The 25,506-nt window shown below is 62.9% G+C and carries 23 protein-coding genes; 9 read left to right on the plus strand and 14 right to left on the minus strand.

Annotated elements, in window-relative coordinates; all coding sequences use genetic code 11:
- Positions 1–5: 5 nt before the first annotated feature.
- The gene (locus tag V7S54_RS06635; RefSeq protein WP_065373603.1) at positions 6–2,540 is read right to left on the minus strand and encodes an EAL domain-containing protein; all 2,535 of its coding nucleotides are present in this window, start codon (positions 2,538–2,540) and stop codon (positions 6–8) included.
- Positions 2,541–2,736: 196 nt separating this feature from the next.
- Entirely contained in the window at positions 2,737–3,291 is a 555-nt protein-coding gene (locus V7S54_RS06640) for an RBBP9/YdeN family alpha/beta hydrolase (RefSeq protein WP_065373604.1), read from the minus strand.
- Between the two features lie 258 nt (positions 3,292–3,549).
- Between V7S54_RS06640 and V7S54_RS06645 the strand changes: the two genes are divergently transcribed.
- On the plus strand, positions 3,550–4,365 hold the full coding sequence (locus V7S54_RS06645) for a DUF2189 domain-containing protein (RefSeq protein ID WP_065373605.1): 816 nt from the start codon (positions 3,550–3,552) through the stop codon (positions 4,363–4,365).
- A gap of 204 nt (positions 4,366–4,569) precedes the next feature.
- Here the strand turns inward: V7S54_RS06645 and V7S54_RS06650 are convergent, their stop codons facing one another.
- The 7 genes from V7S54_RS06650 to V7S54_RS06680 all read right to left on the minus strand — a co-directional run bounded on the left by V7S54_RS06650 (position 4,570) and on the right by V7S54_RS06680 (position 10,534).
- Positions 4,570–4,875 (minus strand): PilZ domain-containing protein, encoded by a 306-nt coding sequence (locus tag V7S54_RS06650; protein WP_058328250.1) that lies wholly within the window; start codon positions 4,873–4,875, stop codon positions 4,570–4,572.
- A gap of 152 nt (positions 4,876–5,027) precedes the next feature.
- A complete protein-coding gene (gene purB, locus V7S54_RS06655; RefSeq protein WP_065373606.1) occupies positions 5,028–6,329 on the minus strand; it encodes an adenylosuccinate lyase in 1,302 nt (433 codons plus the stop codon).
- Between the two features lie 62 nt (positions 6,330–6,391).
- A complete protein-coding gene (locus V7S54_RS06660) occupies positions 6,392–6,952 on the minus strand; it encodes a hypothetical protein (protein WP_419178155.1) in 561 nt (186 codons plus the stop codon).
- Positions 6,949–7,692 (minus strand): DUF2259 domain-containing protein, encoded by a 744-nt coding sequence (locus V7S54_RS06665; protein ID WP_065373607.1) that lies wholly within the window; start codon positions 7,690–7,692, stop codon positions 6,949–6,951. The genes V7S54_RS06660 and V7S54_RS06665 overlap by 4 nt, the downstream gene beginning before the upstream one ends.
- A complete protein-coding gene (gene rpe / locus V7S54_RS06670) occupies positions 7,689–8,366 on the minus strand; it encodes a ribulose-phosphate 3-epimerase (RefSeq protein ID WP_065373608.1) in 678 nt (225 codons plus the stop codon). The genes V7S54_RS06665 and rpe overlap by 4 nt, the downstream gene beginning before the upstream one ends.
- A gap of 75 nt (positions 8,367–8,441) precedes the next feature.
- A complete protein-coding gene (locus tag V7S54_RS06675) occupies positions 8,442–9,449 on the minus strand; it encodes a P1 family peptidase (RefSeq protein ID WP_065373609.1) in 1,008 nt (335 codons plus the stop codon).
- Positions 9,446–10,534 (minus strand): branched-chain amino acid ABC transporter substrate-binding protein, encoded by a 1,089-nt coding sequence (locus V7S54_RS06680; RefSeq protein ID WP_065373610.1) that lies wholly within the window; start codon positions 10,532–10,534, stop codon positions 9,446–9,448. The genes V7S54_RS06675 and V7S54_RS06680 overlap by 4 nt, the downstream gene beginning before the upstream one ends.
- A 330-nt stretch (positions 10,535–10,864) precedes the next feature.
- On the opposite strand from V7S54_RS06680, the gene V7S54_RS06685 reads away from it, so the two are divergent.
- The 7 genes from V7S54_RS06685 (at position 10,865) to V7S54_RS06715 (ending at position 16,628) form a co-directional block, all read left to right on the plus strand.
- Positions 10,865–11,314 carry a flavin reductase family protein gene (locus V7S54_RS06685; RefSeq protein WP_083203551.1) on the plus strand — a complete coding sequence of 150 codons (450 nt, stop codon included), beginning with the start codon at positions 10,865–10,867 and terminating at the stop codon, positions 11,312–11,314.
- Between the two features lie 126 nt (positions 11,315–11,440).
- Positions 11,441–12,370 carry an AAA family ATPase gene (locus tag V7S54_RS06690; RefSeq protein WP_065373612.1) on the plus strand — a complete coding sequence of 310 codons (930 nt, stop codon included), beginning with the start codon at positions 11,441–11,443 and terminating at the stop codon, positions 12,368–12,370.
- 2 nt (positions 12,371–12,372) lie between these two features.
- Positions 12,373–13,626, plus strand: a complete 1,254-nt coding sequence (locus V7S54_RS06695; protein ID WP_065373613.1) for a vWA domain-containing protein — start codon at positions 12,373–12,375, stop codon at positions 13,624–13,626.
- Between the two features lie 24 nt (positions 13,627–13,650).
- Positions 13,651–13,983, plus strand: coding sequence for an XdhC family protein (locus V7S54_RS06700; RefSeq protein WP_057250185.1), 333 nt, complete (start codon positions 13,651–13,653; stop codon positions 13,981–13,983).
- 2 nt (positions 13,984–13,985) lie between these two features.
- Positions 13,986–14,693 (plus strand): XdhC family protein, encoded by a 708-nt coding sequence (locus V7S54_RS06705; RefSeq protein ID WP_065373614.1) that lies wholly within the window; start codon positions 13,986–13,988, stop codon positions 14,691–14,693.
- The gene (locus V7S54_RS06710; protein WP_065373615.1) at positions 14,690–16,306 is read left to right on the plus strand and encodes an NTP transferase domain-containing protein; all 1,617 of its coding nucleotides are present in this window, start codon (positions 14,690–14,692) and stop codon (positions 16,304–16,306) included. The genes V7S54_RS06705 and V7S54_RS06710 overlap by 4 nt, the downstream gene beginning before the upstream one ends.
- A gap of 4 nt (positions 16,307–16,310) precedes the next feature.
- Positions 16,311–16,628, plus strand: a complete 318-nt coding sequence (locus tag V7S54_RS06715) for a TfoX/Sxy family protein (protein WP_065373616.1) — start codon at positions 16,311–16,313, stop codon at positions 16,626–16,628.
- Between the two features lie 151 nt (positions 16,629–16,779).
- Here V7S54_RS06715 and V7S54_RS06720 read toward each other — a convergent pair whose 3' ends face one another.
- From V7S54_RS06720 to V7S54_RS06740, 5 genes are all read right to left on the minus strand, one after another.
- Positions 16,780–17,199, minus strand: coding sequence for an NUDIX domain-containing protein (locus V7S54_RS06720; protein ID WP_065373617.1), 420 nt, complete (start codon positions 17,197–17,199; stop codon positions 16,780–16,782).
- 8 nt (positions 17,200–17,207) lie between these two features.
- A complete protein-coding gene (locus V7S54_RS06725) occupies positions 17,208–18,722 on the minus strand; it encodes a DEAD/DEAH box helicase (protein WP_065373618.1) in 1,515 nt (504 codons plus the stop codon).
- Between the two features lie 200 nt (positions 18,723–18,922).
- A complete protein-coding gene (locus tag V7S54_RS06730; protein WP_065373619.1) occupies positions 18,923–20,254 on the minus strand; it encodes a M23 family metallopeptidase in 1,332 nt (443 codons plus the stop codon).
- A 103-nt stretch (positions 20,255–20,357) separates the two neighbouring features.
- A complete protein-coding gene (locus V7S54_RS06735) occupies positions 20,358–21,185 on the minus strand; it encodes a ferritin-like domain-containing protein (protein ID WP_065373620.1) in 828 nt (275 codons plus the stop codon).
- A gap of 8 nt (positions 21,186–21,193) precedes the next feature.
- On the minus strand, positions 21,194–21,661 hold the full coding sequence (locus V7S54_RS06740; protein ID WP_065373621.1) for a peroxiredoxin: 468 nt from the start codon (positions 21,659–21,661) through the stop codon (positions 21,194–21,196).
- Positions 21,662–22,073: 412 nt separating this feature from the next.
- Here V7S54_RS06740 and V7S54_RS06745 point away from each other — a divergent pair, with 412 nt between their 5' ends.
- Positions 22,074–25,466, plus strand: a complete 3,393-nt coding sequence (locus V7S54_RS06745; RefSeq protein WP_065373622.1) for a YhdP family protein — start codon at positions 22,074–22,076, stop codon at positions 25,464–25,466.
- The last annotated feature ends 40 nt before the right edge of the window (positions 25,467–25,506 follow it).

Below are 25,506 nucleotides of genomic sequence, written 5' to 3' on the forward strand. Positions count from 1 at the left end.
CGTTTTTATTTGTCCTCCGTGCCGAAGACCGGCTTCCATCCGCGCCGCAGGCGCCGCTCAAGTTCCAGACGATCCATCGGGCGCGCCAGCGCGTAGCCCTGCAGCACATCGCAGCCGAGATCCCGCAGCATCGCTGCATGCTCCCAGGTCTCGACGCCTTCGCCGACGACCTCGATGTTGAGCGAATGGCCAATGTCGATGATCGCGCGGACCAGCTTGGCCTGTTTCGGGCTCTCCGTGATCGGTCCGACCAGCGCCCGGTCGATCTTGAGCCGCGCCGGATTGAGATTGAGCAGGCCGATGATCGAGGCGTGCCCGGTGCCGAAGTCGTCGATCTCCACCTCGATCCCAAGCGCGCCGAGGGCAGAGATAGTCTCGGCGATTTCATCTTCCGGATCGTCGAGGAAGATGGATTCGAGCAATTCGAACGAGAGGACGCCAGGGGCGATCTGCAGATCACGCAGGTCGGCGATCAGGCCGGGATCACGCAGGCGCGGCGACGACATGTTGACCGAGATCTTGGGAATGGCGAAGCCGGACTGCCGCCAGGACTGAAAGTCGGCATAGGCGATCTCCACGACCTTTCGGTCGATGGCCGGCAGGACATTGATCTCCTCGGCGACCTTCAGGAAATGGAAGGGGGCGAGCACCCCGCGCTCAGGATGGTTCCAGCGGACCAGAGCCTCGACACCGGTTATCTCGAGCGAACGCGCATCGAACTGCGGCTGATAGTAAACCGTGAACTGCCCTTCCTCGATCGCCTGGCGAATATCGTCGCCGATCCGTTTGGCAGTCAGAATTTGTGTCTGGATCTGCTCAGAAAAGGCTTCGACCCGGTCCCGGCCGAGGCTCTTTGCCCGGTAGAGCGCGATGTCGGCGTTCATCAACAACTGCTTCGCATCGAAATCGTCATGCCCTTTCCAGGCAATGCCGATGCTCGCGCCCAGGCGGCAGAGCTGGCCTTCGTAGGGAATTGGGCGACGGAAGGCGTGCACGATACGCTCGGCAAGCTCGGAGAGCTGTGGCAGGTTGCGACCGCGGCGGCAGAGAATGACGAATTCGTCGCCGCCGATGCGGGCAATGAAATCGTCATGTCGAGCGTGCGCGCGAAGGATGGCAGCCGCATGGGTCAGCATGGCATCACCAGCCTGGTGCCCAAGCGTGTCGTTGATCTGCTTGAAACGATCGAGGTCGATATGCAGGATGGCGTTGACCGCGACGTTTTCCGCCAGCATCTGGTCGAGGTAGCGCCGGTTGGGCAGATCTGTCAGGTAGTCGTGCAGGGCGTTGTATTCGATCCTGATCCGCGCCAGCTCGAGCTCGCGGTTGCGCGCTTCGGCGGAAGCCTGGGCCTGACGCAGGTCCTCCTGCAATGCGATGTCTTCGGTGACGTCCCAGTTCGCCCCGATGAGCTTTCGCGTCCCGAGATGATCGATATAGGTTGCCGCATTGGAGCGGATATGCCGGATCGTGCCGTCGGGGCGCACGATCCGAAAGGCATTGCTATAGGGCTTGCCGGAAGCGATGCCTTCGTTGGTCCGAGCGATGACCTTGTCGCGGTCGTCGGGATGCAGCGTGTTTTCCCAGACTTCGGAGCTCGGCGGCCCATCACTTGGGTCGAGGCCGTAGATCTCGAACATGCGCTCGTCCCAGTCGTCCCTCTGGGCGTCGAGGTTGAAGTCGAACACGCCGATCTTCGAAACGCCGAGAGCGAGCCTCAGGCGGCGAGAGACCTCTTCGAGACGGGCCTCCGCCTCCTTGCGCGCCGTGATGTCCGTGTCCGTCCCGATGATGCGGGAGGGTCTGCCATCGGGCCAATAGGCAACGGACGCGCCACGGCTCTCGATCCAGACCCAATGCCCGTCTGCATGGCGCTCGCGGTATTCGAAGGTATTGAACACAGCCTCGCCGGAATCCTGCCGCTCGATTGCGGCACGCACATGCGTGTGGTCGTCGGGGTGGACGTTCTGGATCCAGGTCTCAAGGCTGCCGTCGACTTCGGCATCATCGGGCAGGCCACGAAGCCGCTTCCAGGTGGTGGAGTAAAACAGGTTCCCGCTTTCGAAGTCGTGGTCCCACACGCCTTCAAGTGCGCTGTCGAGCGCATATTTCCAGCGGGTTTCGTCGTTGCGCAGACCGGCGATTTCGTCGACGAGCTCATGGGCGGGGAGCATCAGCAGCAGAAAGGCGTCCTGGTCGGCGAAAAGCACAGGTGACCAGGAGACAAGCATCGGCAGCGGACCGGAAAGGCTTTCGAAACGGAGCGTCGTGGACGCGGTCGTCGTGGGCGGCAAGGTGTTCCGCCCTGGCAACAGCGGCCGGTCCTCATCCAGCACGAGATCTGCGAGAAAGGCTTTCCGGAGCGAAGCGGGTGTCCTCAGCAGCAGTTCGCCGGCGCGCGCGTTGGTCGTTATGATCCGTCCCAGATCGTTGGCAATGATTGCCCCGGCCGGCAAGCGCTCCAGAGCGGCCTGCGTGAGAATATCCGAATTCGCTGGCGCGCCACGCGCACCTTTGGTGAGACCTTCGTTGACGGCCACTTATCCCATGTCCAGCGTTTGCGACCGCATTTCCAAGGCACGGGAAGCCGGAAATCAGGCTGCAAATCAAGATTCGACAACGATCAACGCCCCTTGAGGACGAGTCACGTTGTCATGCCAAACGATGATGACCGCGGACAATGAACGTCGGATTAATGGGAAATCGCAGGAGGCCGTCAACCAGGGCGACGAAGCATCAGGGCTTCAGGCGGCTCAGGAACTGAGCGAACACCATCGTTCCCTCCGGCCAGGGGCCATGCCCGGACTCGGTGTTGATATGGCCCGATTCGCCGGCGTCGACGAGCAGCGAACCCCAGGCATTGGCGATATCGTCTGCGTGTTCGTAGGAACCGAAAGGATCGTTGCGGCTTGCAACCATCAGCGACGGGAACGGCAATGGATCACGCGGATAGGGGCCGAATGTCATCAGATGCTTCGGGCGGATCGTCGGATTGGCCACATCCGGAGGTGCTACCAGGAAGGCGCCAGCGATCGGCTTGTTGAAGTGGGGCAGGGCGTGCACGGCGGTCGCGACGCCAAGCGAATGGGCGACGATGACGACCGGCTTTTCCGCCGCATTGACCTCTTCGACCATGCGCGCCACCCAATCTTCGCGCACGGGCTTTGCCCACTCCGCCTGCTCGACGCGGCGCGCGGTGGACATCTTGCGCTCCCAGCGGGTCTGCCAGTGCTCCGGTCCGGAGTTGGTGTAGCCTGGGACAATGAGGATATGGGCGTCGGATAGTTTCATAGTGGCCGCGATGTGGCGCTGAAAGCGACCGAAGTCAAGACCTGCAACGCCGTGCGCTATTTGAGAGGCGCTATGGTCGCAGCAACACGATGAGCGACTGGATGTTTTCAACCCTGGATCGGTGACGATCTGAGAAAACATGGGGCAGGCGACAGGGCCTTCATTTTCTGTATAATCGACATGACGGTCGCGGTTGGTGCGACTTTGTTTTGTCGCATCTCTGTTCCGTGGCCGCTCTAGTTCGTTGAGGAGTGAGCCATGACAACATTCCATGTTCTGTCGGGGGCGGACGCGAGTGTCGCCCACCCCGGGATAAAGAAGATTGGTGTCTCGGATGTGTTCGACGCCTTGCGTCTCGGATTTGAAGATTTTCGCGAAAAGCCGTCGCACTACGTTTTTCTATGCCTGATCTACCCGATTGCCGGCGCCGTGCTGATTACCTGGAGCGCGGGCGCAAATATGCTGCCGCTGCTTTATCCGCTGGTCTCCGGCTTTGCCCTGATCGGCCCCGTCGCAGCGATCGGTCTTTACGAAATCAGTCGACGGCGTGAACTCGGCATGGACTATTCATGGCCGCATGCGCTTCGCCTGCATCGCTCTCCAGCCTTGCCATCGATCATGGCCGTTGCCGCCATGCTCTTCGTGGTTTTCATTGTTTGGCTGTTGGTGGCCCAGGCGCTCTACGTACAAATCTTCGGGGCCGAACCGCCGGCTTCGATCGCTGCCTTCTGGAATGGCATCATCGGTACCGAACAGGGCTGGAACCTGATCCTCGTCGGCAACGCCGTCGGCTTCGTCTTCGCCGTCATCGTGCTCGCGACAACGGTCGTATCCTTCCCGTTGCTGATCGATCGCGATGTCGGCGCCGTCGCGGCGGTGGAAACGTCGATCCGCGCGACCCTCGTCAATCCGGTACCCGTCGCCCTCTGGGGCTTCATCATCGCGGCTGGTCTGGTGATCGGCTCGATCCCGGTCTTCGTCGGTCTTGCCGTCATCATGCCGATCTTCGGCCACGCCACATGGCACATCTATCGCAAGATGGTGGAGCCAGGTCCGCGCGCCCGCTCACGATAGGCGGGTCACGGCGAGAGCCGACGCAACCTATCAACGCGAAAAGCGCCGCAGGTCAATCGACTTGCGGCGCTTTCAGGCGTGAGCGGAGGTCGGTCTTACGGCCTAGATCACATCATTGTTTGATCGAAACACTGAAGTGATCTAGGTCTTTGAAATTACGCAATTCCGGACAGAAAACCGTTTCGCGCTTTTCCTGGAATTGCTCTAGCGAAAGTGCTTGTAGTAGGAGGAAATCTGCGCCGCCGTATTGGACGACAGATTGAGCTTGATGCCGATCTTGTCGCCGCGGTACCAGCGCACCATGCCGGTCAGGAAGCCCAGTTCCTCGCTCCTGATCGTCACTTCCTGCCCCGTCTTGGCGCCGATGTCGAAATAGAGCTGGAAGCAGATGCCTTCGTCCGAAAGGTCCTTGACGACGCCGTTGCTGGACCCGGTCTTGCAGGTGACCATGCCGGTGATCTTCGTCTGTGTGCGTGCTGCCGCACGCTCCGTACTGTCCTTGTAGGCCATGTGATCCTCGAACCTGAATTGACAGGCCCGGATCGTCACACACGATCACTGAACATCGCGCTAAAAGAAATGCCCGCATTTGAGCGACGTGCGCCAAATGCGGGCATATTCATGAAATGCAACGCGGGCGCGTTACCCGCGCACAGTCAGGTTCAGCCGAAGACGCGCTTGAAAATCGTGTCGACGTGCTTGGTGTGGTAGCCAAGATCGAACTTCTCGCGGATGTCTTCCTCGGAAAGCGCTGCACGGACTTCCGTATCGGCCAGCAGTTCCTCAAGGAAATCCTTGCCCTGTTCCCAGACCTTCATGGCGTTGCGCTGCACGAGGCGGTAGGCATCTTCGCGCGATACCCCTGCCTGGGTCAACGCCAGCAGCACGCGCTGCGAATGCACGAGACCGCGGAACTTGTTCATGTTCTTGATCATGTTCTCGGGGTAGACGAGCAGCTTGTCGATCACGCCGGTCAGGCGGGCAAGCGCGAAGTCGAGCGTCACCGTCGCGTCCGGTCCGATCATGCGCTCGACGGAGGAGTGCGAGATGTCGCGCTCGTGCCAGAGGGCAACGTTTTCCATTGCCGGTACCGAGAAGGCGCGGACCATGCGGGCGAGACCCGTCAGGTTCTCGGTCAGGACAGGGTTGCGCTTGTGCGGCATTGCCGACGAGCCCTTCTGGCCCGGCGAGAAATACTCTTCGGCTTCGAGCACTTCGGTGCGCTGCAGGTGACGGATTTCCGTCGCCAGGCGCTCGATCGACGAGGCGATGACGCCAAGGGTGGCGAAGTACATGGCATGACGGTCGCGCGGGATGACCTGGGTCGAAACCGGTTCCGGCTTCAGGCCAAGCGCCTTGGCGACATGTTCTTCCACACGCGGATCGATGTTGGCGAAGGTGCCGACGGCGCCGGAGATCGCGCAGGTGGCGACTTCCTCACGTGCGGCCAGCAGGCGCTGCTTGCAGCGGTCGAACTCGGCATAGGCAAGCGCCAGCTTCACGCCGAAGGTGGTCGGTTCAGCGTGAATACCGTGCGAACGGCCGATCGTCACCGTGTCCTTGTGTTCAAAAGCGCGGCGCTTCAGGGCTTCGAGCAGCTTGTCGAGATCCGCGAGCAGTAGATCGGTCGCGCGGACGAGCTGGACGTTGAAGCAGGTGTCGAGCACGTCGGACGAGGTCATGCCCTGGTGGATGAAGCGGCTGTCCGGGCCGACGAATTCGGCAAGATGCGTCAGGAAGGCGATGACGTCATGCTTGGTGACGGCTTCGATCTCATCGATGCGCGCGACGTCGAAGGTGGCAGCGCCGCCCTTTTCCCAGATCGTGCGGGCTGCATCCTTCGGGATCACACCGATTTCGGCAAGCGCATCGCAGGCATGAGCCTCGATCTCGAACCAGATGCGGAACTTGGTTTCCGGCGACCAGATGGCCACCATTTCCGGACGGGAGTAGCGCGGGATCATGGGCTTTAGCTTTCGTCGTCAGTGGAGGATGGCCGTGCCTCTAGCAAAGATAGCCGTGAAGCTCAACGCGTTTGGCTCGTGCGCTCGCTTGCCAGCCACAGGCTGACGCCGACGAGTATAGCACCACCGACGGGCAGATAGAGGCGAAGCCCCATCACCAGAAACTGGTAGAACGCGATGAGCGAGGTGAAGGCGACCTGGAAAAACCAGGTCCTAGTGCCGGCAGGCGCGTGCCATTGGGCGTAAAACTGCCGGTAGTCGAGGGCATAAAGCATCGCCGTCATCGCGACGGTGCCGAGTGAAAGGAAGAAGAGGTAAGCCGCAAAACGTGTTTCCGGCCGACGCCCCAAGGCTGCAAGTCGAGCCAGGAACAGCGATGGCGCCCAGGCCAGAAGCGCCCCGACGCCGAAGATCAGAAGCAGCTCGGACAAATGAAAGGTGAGAGCACGCTCGCGAAGCCAGAGGCCACACCAGGCCGAAAGCACCATCGCGCAGCCCCAGAGCGGCGCACCGATGACAAGCTCCCGCATCGTCGGAAGGGATCGGGCGAACCGGCGTCGATGCAGGACACCTACCGGCGCCAGATCTGCTTTTGCCTCGACGCCGGCCACCGCGTCGTTCATTTCGCGATCCGGGTCGGGATCGCGATCCAGCGTCCATCGGTTGTGCCTTCGAAGCCGAGCGACTTGACGAGAACCATGATGACATGGGTTTCGGAGCCGTCGTCATTCCGATGGGTGACGGCGCCACCGACCTGATAGCCGGTGGGGCAGCGGCGGCTCTCGGGCAAGCGGCTATCGTCCTGCAGGACGTCTGTCGCCGGCTTGCCGGCCTTCATCGTCATCGACAGACGAAAGCCTTTGACCTCCTTCAGGAAGTCCTTGCAGATGCCTTCGGGCTCGAAGGTTTTTTCTTCGAGCGTCACCGAGTAGGTCTCGCGGAACCCTTCGTCAGCCGCAAAGGAATCGTAGGTCAGAGCCAGCGGCTTGGTGTTCGCCTCGGTGATCGGATTGAAGGCGGCAAGCAGCCCGGGCGCATCGGTGAGGCGATAGGCGTCGATCAAGGGCGCTGCACGGCGGCGGGCCTCGTGGCGCGCCTTGGACAGCGGGCTGCCGTCCTCGCGGCTGATGGCACGCACGGGCGCGCCGGGCAAGAAGCTATCGTTGCGCGTATCGACCACATAGATGGTCGAATAGGGAAAGCCGGAGCCATCCTGAACGCCGTATTCCTCAAACGCGAAGACATTGCCATCGGCGGAAAAGCCAATCGGCTGGAGCGCGGCATAGTCGCCCGCCAAGGCCGGCGCTGCGGCTGCCGCAGCGCCCAGCAAAAGCACGCCGGGCAGTGCCGCGCGCGGCTTCATCGATAGGCCTTTTCTGCCGGCGTGCGGATCGCCTCGATCCCCGTGCGATAGGTTTCGACGGAGCCGCCCTTGAAGATCGCCGAACCGGCGACGAGAACGTTGGCGCCGGCGCCGGTTGCGAAAGCCGCCGTGTCGGGCGCAATGCCGCCGTCGACTTCGATCTCGATCGGACGATCGCCGATCATCGCCTTGATGCGGCGGATCTTTTCCGCCGTAGCTTCGATGAACTTCTGTCCGCCAAAGCCCGGGTTCACGGTCATGACCAGGATGAGATCAACCTGATCGAGCACGTATTCGATGGCGCTTTCCGGCGTTGCCGGGTTGAGCGAGACACCGGCCTTCTTGCCGAGCGACCGGACGGTCTGCAACGAACGGTGAAGGTGCGGACCGGCTTCGGCATGCACGGTGAGGATATCGCAGCCGGCTTTCGCAAAGGCTTCCAGAAACGGATCGGCGGGCGAAATCATCAGGTGGCAATCGAACGTCGCATCGGTGTAGCGGCGCAGCGACTTGATCACGTCGGGCCCGAAGGTGATGTTCGGCACGAAGTGCCCGTCCATGACATCGAGATGGATCCAGTCGGCGCCGGCATCGACGACGTCGCGGACTTCCTGTCCGAGCTTGGAGAAATCGGCCGCCAGGATCGACGGAGCAATGCGGATAGGATGGGTCATGGCGCACTCCAGCGTGTTTTCCGCGCAATAGCACCGGCGGACCGCGCAAACAACATGCCTGCGATCAAAGCTGCGTCAGCTGAGCTGCGACCAGCACGGCATGAGGTCGTTTTCGGCCGGGGCCGCGTCGTGGACGCCACGGGCGATGGCGCGTGCCATCGTCGATGCCGCCACCGCGCCGAGGTCGATGAAATCCTCAAGAGTGGGGGTCTTGCCGCTGGCGCCGGTGGCAAGCGCAAAGATGAGATCGCCGTCGAGCGGCGTGTGCGCCGGCCAGAGCGCTCGGGAAAAACCGTCATGGGCGGCGATTGCCAGGCGCTTTGCCTCGGCCTTTGTGAGCACCGCATCCGTCGCGATGACGGCGATCGTCGTGTTGGCGGCGGCAGACTGCCGGTCGCGAAACTTGATGCGGATATCGGCGGCGTCAGCGGGCAGGGGATGCGGCAGGCCGAGCGCACCGAACTCGCCATCCAGCTCGAAGGGCGCTGACCAGAAATGCCCGGTATCACCAACGGTCGCCGAGCCGAGCGCGTTGACCGCGACGAGCGCGCCGATGGTGATGCCGCTTGGCAGAACGGTCGATGCCGAGCCGAGGCCGCCCTTGAAGGTGGCCGTCAGAGCGCCGGTACCGGCGCCAGCGGTTCCGGTCGCGAACGACGGGCCGGCGCGACGAACCGCCTCGAAGCCGAGTTCGCGATAGGGCGGGTAACGCCCCCAATCCTTGTCGCCGCCGTTGATCAGGTCGAACAGAATGGCGGTGGGCACGATCGGTATCCGGTGCGGACCGACGGCAAAGCCGCGGCCCATTTCCCTCAGCGCGGCCTGGGCTCCGGAGGCAGCGTCGAGGCCAAAGGCCGAGCCGCCAGAAAGCACGAGCGCATCCACCGTCTGTACCGTGTTGTGCGGATCGAGCAGATCGGTTTCCCGCGTTCCGGGCGCGCCGCCCAGCACCTGAACCGCAGCCGTTGCCGGCGGATCGCAGACGATGGCGGTGACGCCGGATTTCAGCCGATGATCCTCGGCATTGCCGACCGTCAGGCCCGCCACGTCGGTAATCAGGTTCAGCGGTCCGGTGCACATCATTGGGCGGTTCCTTCGGCGGGCGCTGGCACGAAGCGGCTGCCTTGCCACTGCATCAGGCGATAGGGATTTTCGGCGCGCTCGTGCTGCGCGTTGAAGGCAATGGGGCCGAGCACGGTGGGATAGGGTCCCTTGGCGAATGCGTCGAGAAGGGGCTTGTCGTCTTTCTCCGCCTGGTCCTTGGCTTGCTCGAGCAGGGAGACCGCCGCAAAGGCGGATAATACGTAGCCATCCGGCTCGGTTCCGGCGGCGCGCAAGGCGTCCGCGTCCGGCTTGCCTTCGGGCGATTGCGATGCGTCCGGCAGGGTGACCGCGAAAACGCCATCGGCGAGCGGCACGGTGAGATCGGCGGCATTCAGCGCGTCGCCACCGAGCAAGGCGAGGCCCGCGCCTTCGCCTTGCGCATCGCGCGCGATCACCGCCGTGTCCTGCCTGTCGCCGCCGGTAAAGACATGCGTCGCGCCGCTCTTCACCAGTCGCCGCACCAGGTTGACCTGCTGCTCCTGGGCGGGCCGATAGGTGTCGGTGAAGACCGGTGTCAGCCCAATTTCACCGAGAGCGGAGCGCACGCTTTCGACCAGTTCCCGGCTGTGGATGGTGCCGTCATCGATCAACGCGATCGGCTTGCCCTTCCAGCGCTGGACGATGGTGTCGACGATGCTGGCAGCTTCAGCGTTGCCGCTCGGCGCAAGACGGAAGAGCGGCCACTTCTTCTTCAGCGCATCCTCCATCAAGATATCGGAACGCACACTGAGGGTGATGGCAGGAAGGCCCGCTTCGGCAAGCGCCGGAAGGGTCGCGTCCAGGCTTTCGGTGCAGAGGAACCCGATCGCTGCCTCGGCGCCGGCCGCAAGCAGCGCCTTGGTCAGCGCTTCATTGCCGGCCGTATCGCAGGTCTCGGGAATGACGACGATCTCACTGCCGCGATCACCCGCCTGGAATGCGGCACCATCGATGATCTGCTTGCCGAGAGGTGCAAACGGGCCTTCGACCGGCGCGACGACGGCCACCTTGATGCCGGCTGCCGCGGCGGGTGCGGCCTGTACCAGTCCGGCCACGACAAGGCTGGCGACGATCGATCGAAGCATTCATTTTCTCCGCTGCCGCATTTTCCCCGGATCAGGAGGATCCTGACCCTGCGGCGAGCCCAAACATTGCCTTATCCGTGCCGGTCGCGACGGGCGCGCGGCACGGTAGTGGCCGCATGTTTTAAGGATGTGCCCTGCCGCGTCAAAGGAAAAGATGTGACTTCGGCCGCGGATGGTTCTATCCGCGTCGCTGCCGTGTCGCAGAACTGCAAGATTCTCCTTGCAGCGGGTTTCATATTTCCCGGTACTGTCTATGTATGTGGCTGACTTCGCTCGGAGAAAGAAGTGTTGGACAAGAGCCGGCTGGACCCCATCAGTTACCGCGACGCCATGAGTCGCCTGGCCGGTCACGTGCAGATCGTCACCGTGGCCGATGGTGGCGAGCGGCGCGGTGTCACCGTCACCGCATCCTGCTCCGTGTCCGACAGTCCGCCGACGGTTCTGGCTTGCCTCAACGGCGCCAATCCACGCAATGAGATCTTCACGCGCAGCGACAGTTTCGCGCTCAATCTGCTTGGCGATGAGCATCGCGCCATGGCACACGCTTTTTCCGGCCGCGATCAGCTCGACATGGATCTGCGCTTTGCCCTTGGCCATTGGACCAAGCTGACGACAGGCTCTCCGATCCTCACCAACGCGATCGCTTCGTTCGATTGCCGACTCATCGAGGTGAAGACGATCGCCACGCATCTGGTGCTTTTCGGCGAAGTCGTCGATGTCGCAATCGGGCCGGCGCGGCCGCCACTCATTTATGTGGACCGCGGATACCACTCGCTATAAGTTTTACGTGGCGAGAACGCGTGTCCATCAGGACATGAGAAGATCGCCGTAAGCCTTTGAGTTAGCTGGGCGAAGTCATTCGCTTGCTTACATCAAGCGACCGATTCGAGCCGTGGCGGAGGAGACATGGCGACACAGGCGACAATAGCCCTGCCGCAGTCCATCGAGGAGACGATGGCGCTGCTGGAGGCGCATGACTACCTCGCGGGAACGGCGCTGGCGACGGTGCTGTTTCTGGCACTCAGGATGAAGCGCCCGCTTTTTCTCGAGGGCGAAGCAGGCGTCGGCAAGACCGAGATCGCCAAGGTCCTGGCAAAGGCGCTCGACCGGCCGCTGATCCGGCTGCAATGCTACGAGGGCCTCGACGTCGCCTCGGCCGTCTACGAATGGAACTATCCGGCACAGATGCTGGAAATCCGCCTTTCGGAAGCAGCCGGCAAAGTCGATCGGAAACGGGTCGAAAGCGATATCTTTTCCGAACGCTTCCTGATCCGCCGCCCGGTTCTGCAGGCAATTTCTTCCAACGCGGGCCGCGCGCCTGTCTTCCTGATCGACGAGCTTGACAGGACAGATGAGGCCTTCGAGGCGTTCCTGCTCGAAGTTTTGTCCGATTTCCAGGTCACGATACCGGAACTTGGAACAATCCGGGCGGACGAACCGCCAATCGTCATCATCACCACCAACCGCACCCGTGAGATCCATGACGCGCTCAAGCGGCGCTGCCTCTATCACTGGGTCGATTACCCCAAGGCGGCGCAGGAGCTGGAAATTATCCGCCGCAAGGTGCCCGGCTGCAACGCGACGCTGTCACGCGAAGTCATTGCCTATGTGCAGCGGCTGCGGACGATCGATCTTTTCAAGAACCCGGGCGTTGCCGAAACCATCGATTGGGCAACGGCCCTGACGGAACTCGACCGGCTGGCGCTCGATCCGGAGACGATCGCCGATACGCTCGGAACATTGCTCAAGTATCAGGACGACATCGCCAGGATAGAGGGTGCCGAGGGGCGCAAGCTGCTCGCCGAAGTCAAGGCGGAACTGCTGGCAGCGGGCTGACCATGGAGGAGCGGGAGCAGCACAGGGATGGTGCCATTGTCCCGCCGCTAGGGGAAAGCGACGGCCGGCTTGCCGACAACATCGTCTTCTTCGCACGCGCCCTGCGTCGCGCCGGCATCAAGATCGGGCCCGGGGCGATTGCCGATGCCATCGATGCGGTGGCGCTGATCGGGATCGGCGGCCGGGATGCATTTTACGCCGCACTGCAATGCGTCTTCGTGAAGCGCCACGAGGACCAGCCGGTGTTCGACGAAGCTTTTCGGCTGTTCTGGCGCTCGCGCGGCCTCGTCGAGAAGATGATCGCGATGATGTCGCCGCTGGCGCCGGAGCGCGAAAGCGAGCGGCAACAGCGGCGGGCCGGCGAGACACGCGTCAGCGATGCGTTGCTTTCCGGGCACGAAGCGGATCGACCGCCACGTGAGGAACCCGAAATCGATATCGATGCGCGCTTCACGGTTTCGGGCCGCGAGCTCCTGCGCCGAGCGGATTTCGCGCAGATGAGTGCTGCCGAACTTGCCGAAGCGAAGCGCGCCCTTGCCGCGCTGACGCTGCCGATGGACCGCGTCGTAACCCGTCGCTTCCGTCCATCGAAGAGGCAGATCCGCATCGACCCGCGCGCCACCATGCGTGACGCGATGCGTTTCGGCGGGGAACTGATCCTGCCGCGGTTCCGGGAGCGGCGTGTGGTGCATCCGCCGCTCGTCGTGCTTGCCGACATCTCCGGCTCGATGAGCCAGTACACCCGCATCTTTCTGCATTTCCTGCATGCGTTGACCGAAGAGCGGCGGCACGTGCACACCTTCCTGTTCGGCACACGGCTGACCAATGTCTCCCGCCAGTTGCGCAATCGCGATCCGGACGCCGCGATCGACGACTGCGTGGCGGCGGTGAAGGACTGGTCCGGCGGTACGCGCATTGGCGAAACGCTGCATGAGTTCAACAGACGCTGGTCGCGGCGCGTGCTCGGACAAGGCGCCATCGTGCTGATGATCACCGATGGCCTGGAGCGTGACGATGTGGGCGATCTTGAAATCGAAATCGATCGACTGCACCGGTCCTGCCGCCGGCTGATCTGGCTCAACCCGCTGCTGCGCTTCGACGGCTTCGAGGCGCGTGCGCGCGGCGTCAGAGCGATGCTGCCGCATGTTGACGAATTCCGGGCAGTGCACAATCTTGAATCGATTGGGGAACTGGTGAAGGCGCTTTCCGGACAGGGCTCCCGGGAGGCTGACCCGCGGCGGTTCCTCAGATCTTGATCGGTCCGGCGGGAGGGTGACAATATGCTGGAAGCTGCAAATGTTCTGGACCCGCTCGACATCGCCCAAGCCTGGATGAAGGAGGGGCGCAAGGTGGCGATTGCCACCGTCATCGAAACCTGGGGCTCGGCGCCGCGCCCCGTCGGCAGCCATCTGGTGATCGACGGCGACGGCAATTTTCAGGGCTCGGTTTCCGGCGGCTGCGTCGAAGGCGCCGTCATCACCGAAGCGGCAGATGTGATCGCTTCGGGCGCGCCAAGGATCCTCGATTTCGGCGTTGCGGACGAGACCGCCTGGCGCGTGGGACTTTCCTGCGGCGGCAGGATTCGGGTCTTTGTTGAACGGGTCGAAGGCTAGCGATGGAACGGAGCATTCTTGAAGCGCTCAATGCGGCGCGTTCGGCGCGTCGGGTCGCGGTCACCGTCAGTGATCTCGCCGGCGGCGGCGGCCAGGTCTATCTCGAGGGCGATGATTGTCCGGATGTCTGGCGCGGCCCGGTCGCGCGCGCCCTGCAATCCGGCAAGGCCGGGATCGTGGAGACGGAGCAGGGCTCTTTCTTCCTCAATGTCTACTTGCCGCCGCCACGCATTCTCGTGATCGGCGCCGTGCATATTTCGCAGGCCTTGGCCCAGCTGGCGCCCGTTGCCGGTTTCGACATGACGATCATCGATCCGCGTACTGCCTTCGCAACGCCGGAACGCTTCGCTGGCGTCGAGCTCATCGCCGAATGGCCTGAGGATGCCTTGAAACAAAGGCCGCTCGATCGCTTCACCGCCGTGGTGGCCGTCACCCATGATCCGAAGATCGACGACGAACCGATCCGCGTCGCTCTTGCAGCCGGCTGTTTCTACGTCGGCGCGCTCGGCAGCCGGAAAACCCATGCGACACGGGTCGAGCGGTTGCGACAGGCCGGTGTTTCCGATGCCGACATAGCCCGAATCCGCGCGCCGATCGGCCTCGATATCGGTGCGGCGAGCCCGGGCGAGATCGCAGTCGCTATCCTGGCCGAAATCATCGAGGCGCTTCGGCGCCGTGATACCAGCCATGTCAAAGGAGTGCTTGCGTGAGGTTCGGGCCGGTCAAGACCAGCGAAGCGGAGGGCGCCATGCTGGCGCATGCGGTCAAGACGGATGAATTCCGGCTGCCGAAGGGCCACCGGCTTTCGGAAGCCGATATCGCCGCCTTGATGGCTTGCGGCACGCTAGAGGTGATCGCTGCACGCCTTGACCCCGGCGATCTGATGGAAGACGAGGCCGCAACGCGCATTGCGGCGGCAATCGCACCCGATCACCTGCGCTTCTCCCAGGCAGCAACCGGCCGGGTGAACGTCTACTCTCGGGTTGCCGGTCTCTTCGTCGCGACGCGCGAGACTGTCGACCGATTGAACCGCATCGATCCGGCGATCACGCTCGCCTGCCTTGCCGACCATGTGCCTGTGCAGGCCGGCGACATGGTTGCGACGATCAAGATCATTCCACTTGCCGTGGCCGGTCAACTCGTCGAGGAAGCACAGAAGCTGCTCCGGAGCCATGCCGCCTTCGAAGTAAAACCCTTTTCCGCGCGACGCGCAGCGCTAATAGCAACTCGGTTGCCAACACTGAAACCCCAGGTCATGGACAAGACGAAAACCATCCTGGCGGCTCGCCTGCGGCAATCGGGAAGCGAGCTTGTGACCGAGCGACGCGTCGCACACACGGAAGGCGCGGTCGCCGCGGCAATCGACGAACTCCAGGCCGACCATGACCTGCTGGTGGTCTTCGGGGCTTCCGCGGTCGCCGATCCGGATGACGTCATTCCTGCGGCTGTCCGGCGAGCGGGCGGCGTCGTCGATCATGTCGGCATGCCTGTCGATCCCGGCAATCTTCTCGTCCTTGGCCGTGTCGGCGAGATCCCTGTGATCGGGGCTCCCGGATGCGCCCGCAGCCCGCGCGAGAACGGATTCGACTGGATCCTCGACCGTATCCTCGCCGGCGAGTGGCCGAGCTTCGACGACATAACCGGCCTTGGCGTCGGCGGTTTGCTCAGCGAAATCCCGACCAGGCCGCAGCCGCGCGAAAAAGCAACGGCGTTGCCGTTAGGGCCGGTCGAGATCGTCGTTCTGGCCGCTGGCCGCGCCAGCCGGATGGGACCGGACGGCGGACACAAGCTGCTTGCGACCTTTGACGGCGTACCGCTGGTTCGCCGCAGCGTCGAGGCGGCGATTGCTGCGGCACCCGGTAGGGTTGTCGTGGTCACCGGTCACCGCGAGGCCGATATCCGCGTCGCGCTGGAGGATCTGCCGGCGACGCTGGTCTCGAATCCAGACTACATGTCGGGAATGGCCTCATCTCTGACGACCGGACTTTCGGCCGTCAACGAGCGGGCCGCGGGCATGTTGGTCATGCTCGCCGACATGCCGGGCGTCAGCAGCGGCGATCTGCGCAGGCTGCTCGATCGTTTTGAGGCCGAAGGCGGCCGCGCCGTCATTCGGGCAACCGCCGACGGGCAACGGGGCAATCCGGTCATTTTGCCGCGACAGACCTTTTCCGCTGTCCGGCTATTGGTTGGAGACGTTGGCGCAAGGCACATCATCGAGAAATGCGGACTGCCGGTTATCGATGTCGAGCTTGGCCCGGCCGCCCGGCTGGATCTCGACACGCCGGAGCAGATTGTCGCTGCCGGCGGCGTCCTGGAGGAATGAACGCGTGGACAATGCTGCCATCGAGGAGATGTTCGAGACGCTGGGGCCGGTGACCATCAAGCGGATGTTTGGCGGCAAGGGGATCTATTGCCAGGGCATCATCTTCGCACTCGAGGTCGACGGAGAGATCCTCCTGAAGGGAGACGACCGGACGGCGCCGACATTCGAGGCGGCCGGCTCCCGGCAATGGGCCTATGACGGCAAGGGCAAACCGGTGAAGATGCCCTATTGGAGCATCCCGGACGACGCCTTTGACGACCCTGACGAGATGGCACGCTGGGCGCGGCTTGCCTATGAAGCGGCGTTGCGATCGAGAAAATAGAGCGTTCAACCCGCCAGCGGATGCTGTCCGCGTCGACTGCGCCGCTAGAGCATCCCGCTCTCAAGTGGAATCATTGAAGGCGGAAAGATGGCCTAGGCGCCGATAGGAAAAGGACCACATGCGTGTGGTCGAGAGGCCGCCGGACGCGAACCTAGTGCTCCAGCCTGCGCAGCGCATCGACGGCGTCTGCGGCAAAACGTGACAGCGGCTGGGGCAGGGCATCGAGATCGAACCAGCCGAGAGCGGAAAGCTTGTCCGGTTCGGTGAGTTCCGGCTCACCGCTGAAATCCCGGGTCACATAGATCATCGAGATCCAGTGCTGACGGTCAGCCTCGATCACCTGTTCGCTGAAGCACAGGAACTCGCTCGAACGAATCTGGAGGCCGCTTTCCTCTTCGGCCTCGCGCCGCGCGGCGGCTTCCGAGCGTTCCATATGATCGACCTTGCCACCGACGATATTCCAGTGCTCGGCTTCAGGCGCGTTAATGCGCTTGTAAAGCAGGATCTTGCCGTCGCGCACGATTGCAAGTCCGCAGCCGAGACCCGGAAAATCGATGCCCGGCAGGCCCATAGGTTTAATCAGGCCTTGCCGGCAATCAGCATGAAAGCGGGGATTTCGTCGCCGAAGCCAACGGGCGTCGGGCCGTCATCATAGTCGCGGCGGTGACGGTTGCGGCGATCGCGATTGTCATCGTTGGCCGGGTTCGATGCGCGCACCGGACGATCGGCGCGGTTGTTCTGTCCCTGCTTGTTTTCTGCGCTACGTGCCGGTTTCACCGATTCCGCCCTTTCCACGACTGTTTCAATTTCGGCCTCACTATCGACACGCACGGTATCGGATTTATGATCGGCGCGAGCCCTCGGGCCGCGTTCCCCATCTTTTTTCCGGTCCTTGCGGCCATCGCGATCACGACCGCGATCGCGGCGACCGCTGTCGTGGCTTTCCATCGGCTCAGGCAGATTGGAAAGGTCGCCGTTCAGCCATTCGACCTTCTGGCCGATCAGCTTCTCGATGGCATCGGAGAACTTCGTGTCGCGCTTGGTCACCAGAGTGAAGGAGGCGCCAGAGCGACCGGCACGGCCGGTGCGGCCGATGCGGTGAACATAGTCTTCCGCATGGATCGGAACGTCGAAGTTGAAGACATGGCTGACATCGGGGATGTCGAGGCCGCGGGCAGCAACATCGGATGCAACGAGCAGCGTGATATTGTTGTCCTTGAAGCCGGCAAGCATGGCCATGCGCGAGCGCTGGTCCATGTCACCATGCAGGGCGCCGACCGAGAAGCCATGACGCTCGAGCGACCGAAAGAGGTCGGCGACATCCTTCTTGCGGTTGCAGAAGATGATGGCGTTCTTCAGATCGCCCTGTGCGCGAATCAGATCGCGCAGCACCGCGCGCTTTTCGTAATCCTTGGCGTGCGCCGCAACGAAGCGCTGTGTCACCGTCTGTGCCGTGGAGGCCGGGCGGGCGACTTCGACGCGCTCCGGGTTCTGCAGGAAGCGATCGGCGAGCTTCTGGATTTCCGGCGGCATGGTCGCCGAGAAGAACAGCGTCTGGCGCGTGAACGGGATCATCTTGGCGATGCGTTCGATATCGGGAATGAAGCCCATGTCGAGCATGCGGTCGGCTTCGTCGATGACCAGGATCTCGACGCCGGTCATCAGCAGCTTGCCGCGCTCGAAGTGATCGAGCAGACGGCCGGGCGTGCAGATCAGCACGTCGGCGCCGCGCTCGAGCTTGCGGTCCTGCTCATCGAACGACACGCCGCCGATCAGAAGCGCTATGTTGAGCTTGTGGTTCTTGCCATACTTGTCGAAGTTCTCTGCGACCTGGGCGGCGAGTTCGCGCGTCGGCTCCAGGATGAGCGTGCGCGGCATGCGGGCGCGAGCGCGGCCCTTTTCCAGCAGCGTCAGCATCGGCAGCACGAACGAAGCTGTCTTGCCCGTACCCGTCTGGGCGATGCCCAGAATGTCACGACGCTGCAGCGCCGGCGGAATGGCGCCAGCCTGGATCGGGGTCGGGATTGTGTAGCCCGCATCGGTGACAGCGGAGAGAACTTTTTGGCTCAGGCCAAGGTCAGCAAAATTGGTCAAAGGGAAATCTGTTTCCGTTCCGGTTCAATAGAACACTGATCGATCGATGGAAAACGCACGAGCACGTGGCCGCGCTCATAAGCTGAACGTCGCTGAAAGTCAAGAAATCCAGCACGTTGAAGCAGCAAAAGGTAAATAGTGGCGAATCTGTCGCATTTCTTGTCAAGCCGCGCAAGACCTGGAGACAGCCAAACGACCCGTCAGTTCATGTAGGAGGCGAGCTTCCGGCTGGCATCGAGAAAGCGAATGGGATCCACCGCCTCGCCGTTGAGGCGGATTTCATAATGAAGGTGTGGACCGGTGGAACGACCCGTATTGCCGGACTTGGCAATGACTTCACCTTCCGTCACCTGGTCGCCGACCTTCACCAGAACGGCGGAGAGGTGGGCGTATCGGCTCGACACGCCGTTTCCGTGGTCGATTTCGACCATGTTCCCGTAGCCGCCGGTCAAGCCGGCATTCGTCACGGTGCCGGGCGCGGCTGCGCGAATGCGCGTGCCGACCGTCGCGCGGAAGTCGATGCCGGCATGAAGCGCCAGGCGACCGAGGAACGGATCGAGACGATTGCCGAAGTCGCTGGTGATGTCGCTCGCCGGAGACGGGTTGCCGAACGGCAGCGCGCGGACCTGCGCCCGCGTCCGTTCCAGCTCCAGCAGAGCCGTATCGAGAGCCGCTAACGACCGGCCGAACTCGTCATCATCAGCCGGTTCGACGAACGGGCCGCCAATGGCGCTATCGGCCGATTCCGAAGTCGCGGCGGGGACCGTTGCTGCGACATCGCCGACCGGCAGATCGACGCCGGTCCGACCGACGATCGAGCGAATCGCACCCGACGTCTTTGCAGCACCATCCGTCAGTCGTTTCAGTCGCGCCATTTGTTCGAGTTCGACGTCCTTCAGCGACAGCGTCACCTTCGAGAAGATCCGGTCGGCACGGTCGGAGGTCGATTCGGCCGCATCGGGTGCGGCATAGGCGAGGGGAGCGGGACGAATTGCACCGGTGACCGAGGCGGTGTTCAGACCCATCAGCTTCTCGATCGCCTTTACGCCGCCGCTGCTGGCGTCGGCCCGTTTCTCATAAGCGAGGGGTTCGATCTCCGGGGTCTCGGTGCTTTCCGTCGTCAGGCCGGAACTTTCGGCCCTTTCGACCAGGGGGCCGAGCTTTCCGTTGCGCGAGGTCAGCGCCATCTGCTGGCGCAGCAGCTTCTCGACCTTTTCTTCGACCATCTGCTGGTCGAGGAGTTGCCGGCTGGTGACGCGATCGACCTGCGCCCTCAATGCCGTGATTCGATCCTCGTATTCGTGCTGCATGCGTGCCTGGCGGGCAATCGTGCCGCCGATGAGATCGTCGCGCAGGACCAGATAGGATGTGGCCGCGAGGTAGCCGATGCTGCAGACGCCGGCGAAGGATACGGCGATTGCCGCCATCCAGGGACGAACCGTCATGTGGCGAACCTTGTCGCCACTTGCCAGGATCAGAACGTGATTTTCCTTACGTTTTCCGAAGGCACGATTTGCCGAACGTCCAGACACCCGTTCTCTCCCGCCATGTGCGCGTTGCCTCGCATCACCTGCGGATCATTACACTTCGTTAGGGTTAACAATTGGTAAGGATGATTGCGGCTGCGTGATGCGGCTATCGGTTGGTCGAGGCGGTCATCGAGCGATAGAAGGACGGCGTCAATCCTGCCTCGGCGCGGGCGATGTCGTTGAACGGCGCCTTCAATGGTCCGCGAAAATTGGCGCGCACCAGCGCCTGGAAGGTCGCTGCGGGATCCTTCTTCTCGCGGGCGCAGAGAAAACGGAACCATTTGGCGCCGACGGCAACATGGCCTTTCTCGTCTTCGTAGATCACATCCAGGACAGCGGCGCTCTCGAAGTCACCTGTCTCGCGCATCTTGGCCTGAAGGGCCGGCGTCACGTCGAGACCGCGCGCTTCGAGAATGAGCGGCACCACGGCAAGGCGCGCCGTCAGGTCGTTGCGGGTATCGTGCGCCGCCTGCCAGAGCCCGTCATGGGCAGGCAGGTCGCCATAGTCTGCACCGAGATCGTTCAGCCGCTGCCGGACCAGCCGGAAGTGCTTGGCCTCCTCGAAGGCGACACGCATCCAGCCGTCGAAGAAGGAATTGGGCACCGGCTCGGTCGCAAAACGGGCGACGATATCGAGGGCCAGGTCGACGGCGTTCAACTCGATATGGGCGATCGAGTGCAGCAAGGCGATGCGTCCCTTGAGGGAACCGAGCGACCGTCGCTTCACCTGCGTCGGCGGTGTCAGTATCGGCTTGTCCGGCCGCCCGGGGCGAACCGGAACGGGTCGGTCGAGCGGCGAGCGCAGCGACAGCGTGCGCCGCTGCCAGCGCCGTGCCGTTTCTTGCGCAAGTGCCGTCTTGACCTCGAGGTCCGCAGCGCGAATCGCTTCGACTGCGCCGCCCCGCAGGCTGTGAAACACGGGCAATTCGGTCATGGGTTTCCTCAGAGGGCCTTTGCGGCGGCCAGGACCTCCTGGGCGTGACCGTCGACCTTCACCTTTTCCCATACCCTGACGACGACGCCGTCGGCGCCGATCAGGAAGGTGCTGCGTTCGACGCCCATGTACTTGCGGCCGTACATCATCTTTTCGACCCAGACGCCGTAGGAGGTCACCACCGCCTTTTCCTCGTCGGCGGCGAGCGTCACCGTGAGGTTGTGCTTCTTGGCGAAGCGATCGTGCTTTTTCACCGAATCGGGTGAGAGGCCGATCAGCGTTACGCCGGCTGCGGCAAACTCTTCGGCAAGTTCGGAGAACGAGATCGCCTCCAGCGTGCAGGCCTGCGTATCGTCCTTCGGATAGAAGAACAACACGACAGGGCGGCCGCGAAAGGCAGAAAGCGAGATCGTGCCGCCGCCATCGCGCGGCAGCGTGAAATCGGGAGCGACATCTCCGGGAACGGGTCTTGCCATGATTAAACCTTCCTTCTGCCAAGTTTTGCAGACAATCGAACGCTACTGCATGTGGCCCTTGATCGTCGCCGATCAATGCGAAATATGCGGCAACTCAAAGTTCTACAGCGACTTTTGTGCGCCTCGTGAGGCACGCGACGCTGTAGGGCATATCGAAATTCGTCGACTGCCGTCCAGCGCATTTGTGCTAGATTTGACAGGTTTCGGACGGCACCAGCCGCTACGAAACGTTGCAGTCGCTCGCCCGCGCGATTCCCGTTGAGGGTGGTGGCTTTCCACAGCATGGTCCAGCGTCTCATGGTGACTCTGCACGACGACATGTGGTCTACAGGAAACGAGAAACAGCCGTCCGCAACGATTGAAAAGAAGGCGCGGCGAAAAAGCTCGTATCGAACGGAGGACGTCCGCGCTGATGAGTGAGATCCGCGGCGAAAAAGTCGGCTTTCGCAAGAAAGACATCGTCGCGCTGCATGCGTTGCCTTCGGCGCAGGCTCACGATCCCATGATCGTGCATGCACCACGCAAGCGCGCCCTGCCGCGTCTGTGTGCCAAGATTGCCCTGTCCATATCCCTGCTCGCCCTCATCATAGGGGCGATCCTCGTGACCGTGATCGAAAGCGGCATGATGGACAGCACGTTGAACGCGCGTGCCAGGACGGCCCTCAATGCCGCGCTCGGAGACGCCTACCGCGCCGACGTCGGCAGCACGGTCGTGCGCATGACGGCAAGCGGCGCGATTGCGCTCAAGGCCCGCGAGGTGGCGCTCAGCGAAGCGGCATCCGGCCAACCCGTCGCGAAGCTTCGCTCGATCTCGATCGCACTCGACCCACTGGCGCTGATGACCGGCCGCATCGCCGTCTCTCGCCTTGAAGCGGAAGGCGGCAATTTCGATACCGGGCTCCTTCCTCGGGGCGAGCCGCTCGATCTTACCAAGATCCGTATCGCCGATGTCGGCGATGCGCTCGAGGCTCTGTTCTCCCATGTCGACCGCATGTCGCAGTTGGCGGCCGGGCGAGGCAGCCAGACCGTAGCGCTCTCCGACTTCAGTTTTTCCATCGTCGGCGCCCGCAACCGCGTCGTTCCGGTCGTCGCCTCCGCGCTCGAATTCAACCGCGATGCCAGCGGCTCGATGAGCGTCAAGGGCAGCGCCACCGTCGATGGCGTCGAGGTCGATATCACCGCCGACGCGCTTGGCCAGAGAGGGCACGTGACCGGCTTTGATGCGGCGATCACCAATCTGCCTCTCGCGCCGTTCTTCTACCACGGCAAGTCAGGTGCGGAGCAGGCCTTTGGCATCGACGCGACAGCAGGGCTGACGTTGAAGGCGACGCGGGCAGTCGGGGAGGCGAAGCCGGATCTGCGCGTGGCTGTGCGCACGTCCAAGGGCACCTTCCATGCCGGCGGCCTCGTCTCGACGCTCAATCCGTCGCAAATGGACATCGCCTATGATTTCGGGCGCTCCGCGGTCGAGATCCTGCCATCGGTCGTCAAGATCGGCCGTTCGACCTTTCCGTTCACCGGCGCGGTCATCGACCTCGACAAGCTTGCCGGCGCAACGGAGAAGGGCTTCGCGATCGATCTCCTTCTTAGGAACGCCAGTTCGGCCCCGGAAGACGTCACCGATCAGCCGCTGACTTTCGATGCAAAGGCAAGCGGCCGGTTCACCGCGGACACCCACCGGCTGATCTTCGATCAGCTCGCCGTGTCGAGCCCGCTTGGCTCGATGTATGGCTCGCTTTCGGTCGCCTTCGGCAAGACCTCGCCGCAGATCAGCTTTGCCGCCGTCAGCGACCGCATGGAGGCGACGGCCGTCAAGCAGTTGTGGCCGTGGTGGCTCGCCAAGGGCGCTCGCCGCTGGGCGATCGGCAATCTCTTCGGCGGCATAGTCACCAATGCGCGCATCGAAGTGTCGGTTGCCGAGGGCCGGATTGCCAATAACGAAGGGGAGTTGAAGCTCAACGAACAGGAGCTCAACATCACCTTCGACATCGACGACACCCGCATCAACATTACCGGCGAGATACCGCCGCTGCGCGACACCTCCGGTAAGTTCAAGCTGAGCGGCCAGCGCATGACGGTTGAGATCGGGCAGGGCACTGCCTATTTCCCGTCGGGGCGGTCCGTGGCGCTCAATGGCGGCGACTTCATCCTTCCCGATGTCTACACCAAGCCGCTGATGGCGGAGATGAAGATCGAGGTTGGAGGCGCCGCAGATGCGATTGCCGAACTCGTCACCTACAAGCCGATCCAGGCACTGCAAAAGACGTCGCTGCTGCCCGAGGACTTCAGCGGTCCTCTCACCGCGCTTGTCGGTGCGCGCTTCGGCCTGATCTCGGACCAGCACCCGCCCAAGCCGTTGTGGCAGGTGGAGATGCAATTGGACAAGGTCAGCGTCAACAGGGCGTTCTACGGCCGGCCGGTATCCGACCTCGTCGGGACGTTCCGGGTCGATAACCAGCAGGCCGTGCTCGATGCCGACGCACAACTGGAGGGCGCCAAGGTCAGCATTGCGTTGACGGAACCGGTCGATAGCGATTCGAAGGTCAAGCGCTCGCGTGAGATTTCAGGCACCTTGGACCAGGCTGTCTGGCAGAAGCTGGCGCCGGGCCTGTCGAAGATCGTATCCGGACCGATCAGTGCCGACGTGACGATTGGCGATCAGGATCGGGTAGAGGCGAAGATCGGGCTCGCAAAGGCCGCTCTGTCCTTGCCGTGGATCGGCTGGAGCAAAGGAGCGGGCATTCCAGCGGAGGCGCGTTTCACGGCGAGCAAGTCCGATGACACCATCGTCATCTCCGATTTTGCCGTCGCCGGAGACGGTTTCGGTGCACGGGGTGGTCTGCAGGTGGACGGCGGCGGACTGGTCTCCGCCCGCCTCGACAGCGTCCGCCTGGCCCAGGGCGACGATTTCAAGGTTTCGGTCGACCGCGGCAAGGGGGGCTATACGGCCACGCTCAGCGGCGCGGCTGCAGACATCAGGCCGATCCTCGCGCAGATGAAGGCGGGAAGCGACCAAAGCCAGGGCGGCGGCGGCGACATCACCATCAAAGCCCAGCTCGATCGCGTCACCGGCTTCAACGGCGAATCCCTGTCGAACGTGAACCTGGTCTATTCCGAGCGCGGAAGCCAGATCGAGGACGTCAATCTTTCGGCCGTCACCGGCAGCGGTCAGGCGCTCGTCGCCCGGATCGCCAAGGCCGGTGCCGATAATACGCTTGAGCTAACCACAGGCGACGCCGGCGCGCTGGCACGCTTTGCCGATATCTACCAGAACATGCGCGGCGGCCTGCTCAATCTCAAACTGCGCGATCGTGGCGGGCGTTCCTGGCGCGGCAGCGTCGACATCCGCAAGTTCCAGCTCGTCGGCGAACAACGCCTGCAATCGATGGTGTCGACGCCAACAGGCGCCGACGGGCGAAGCCTCAACCAGGCCGTCCGCCGCGACATCGATGTGAGCTCGGCCCGCTTCGAGCGCGGCTTCGCCCAGCTCGCGCTCGACCGCGGCGCGATCCGCGTCGACGGCGGCGTGTTGCGCGGCACCGACGTCGGCGCGACCTTCCAGGGGACGGTGCGCGACAACAACGGCATCATGGATATGACCGGCACCTTCATGCCGGCCTATGGCCTGAACCGTATCTTCGGCGAACTGCCGCTGATCGGCGTTCTGCTCGGCAATGGCCGCGACCGTGGCCTGCTCGGCATCACTTTCAAACTCAACGGCCCCTTCAATCAGCCGAAGCTGACGGTCAATCCCCTGTCGATCATCGCGCCGGGCGTCTTCCGCAGCATCTTCGAGTTCCAATGAAAAAGGCCGGCGCGAAGGCCGGCCTCAGTCATCTATTCGT

It is taken from the genome of Ensifer sp. CCNWLY38 (assembly GCF_037120565.1).
GTDB lineage: Bacteria > Pseudomonadota > Alphaproteobacteria > Rhizobiales > Rhizobiaceae > Ensifer > Ensifer adhaerens_H.

Coding starts and splice junctions, on each gene's coding strand:
- V7S54_RS06640 (WP_065373604.1), bottom strand. CDS start 3,291: ATGAAACTATCCGACGCCCATATCCTCATTGTCCCAGGCTACACCAAC.
- V7S54_RS06645 (WP_065373605.1), top strand. CDS start 3,550: ATGACAACATTCCATGTTCTGTCGGGGGCGGACGCGAGTGTCGCCCAC.
- V7S54_RS06650 (WP_058328250.1), bottom strand. CDS start 4,875: ATGGCCTACAAGGACAGTACGGAGCGTGCGGCAGCACGCACACAGACG.
- purB (WP_065373606.1), bottom strand. CDS start 6,329: ATGATCCCGCGCTACTCCCGTCCGGAAATGGTGGCCATCTGGTCGCCG.
- V7S54_RS06660 (WP_419178155.1), bottom strand. CDS start 6,952: ATGAACGACGCGGTGGCCGGCGTCGAGGCAAAAGCAGATCTGGCGCCG.
- V7S54_RS06665 (WP_065373607.1), bottom strand. CDS start 7,692: ATGAAGCCGCGCGCGGCACTGCCCGGCGTGCTTTTGCTGGGCGCTGCG.
- rpe (WP_065373608.1), bottom strand. CDS start 8,366: ATGACCCATCCTATCCGCATTGCTCCGTCGATCCTGGCGGCCGATTTC.
- V7S54_RS06675 (WP_065373609.1), bottom strand. CDS start 9,449: ATGATGTGCACCGGACCGCTGAACCTGATTACCGACGTGGCGGGCCTG.
- V7S54_RS06680 (WP_065373610.1), bottom strand. CDS start 10,534: ATGCTTCGATCGATCGTCGCCAGCCTTGTCGTGGCCGGACTGGTACAG.
- V7S54_RS06685 (WP_083203551.1), top strand. CDS start 10,865: ATGAGTCGCCTGGCCGGTCACGTGCAGATCGTCACCGTGGCCGATGGT.
- V7S54_RS06690 (WP_065373612.1), top strand. CDS start 11,441: ATGGCGACACAGGCGACAATAGCCCTGCCGCAGTCCATCGAGGAGACG.
- V7S54_RS06695 (WP_065373613.1), top strand. CDS start 12,373: ATGGAGGAGCGGGAGCAGCACAGGGATGGTGCCATTGTCCCGCCGCTA.
- V7S54_RS06700 (WP_057250185.1), top strand. CDS start 13,651: ATGCTGGAAGCTGCAAATGTTCTGGACCCGCTCGACATCGCCCAAGCC.
- V7S54_RS06705 (WP_065373614.1), top strand. CDS start 13,986: ATGGAACGGAGCATTCTTGAAGCGCTCAATGCGGCGCGTTCGGCGCGT.
- V7S54_RS06720 (WP_065373617.1), bottom strand. CDS start 17,199: ATGGGCCTGCCGGGCATCGATTTTCCGGGTCTCGGCTGCGGACTTGCA.
- V7S54_RS06735 (WP_065373620.1), bottom strand. CDS start 21,185: ATGACCGAATTGCCCGTGTTTCACAGCCTGCGGGGCGGCGCAGTCGAA.
- V7S54_RS06740 (WP_065373621.1), bottom strand. CDS start 21,661: ATGGCAAGACCCGTTCCCGGAGATGTCGCTCCCGATTTCACGCTGCCG.
- V7S54_RS06745 (WP_065373622.1), top strand. CDS start 22,074: ATGAGTGAGATCCGCGGCGAAAAAGTCGGCTTTCGCAAGAAAGACATC.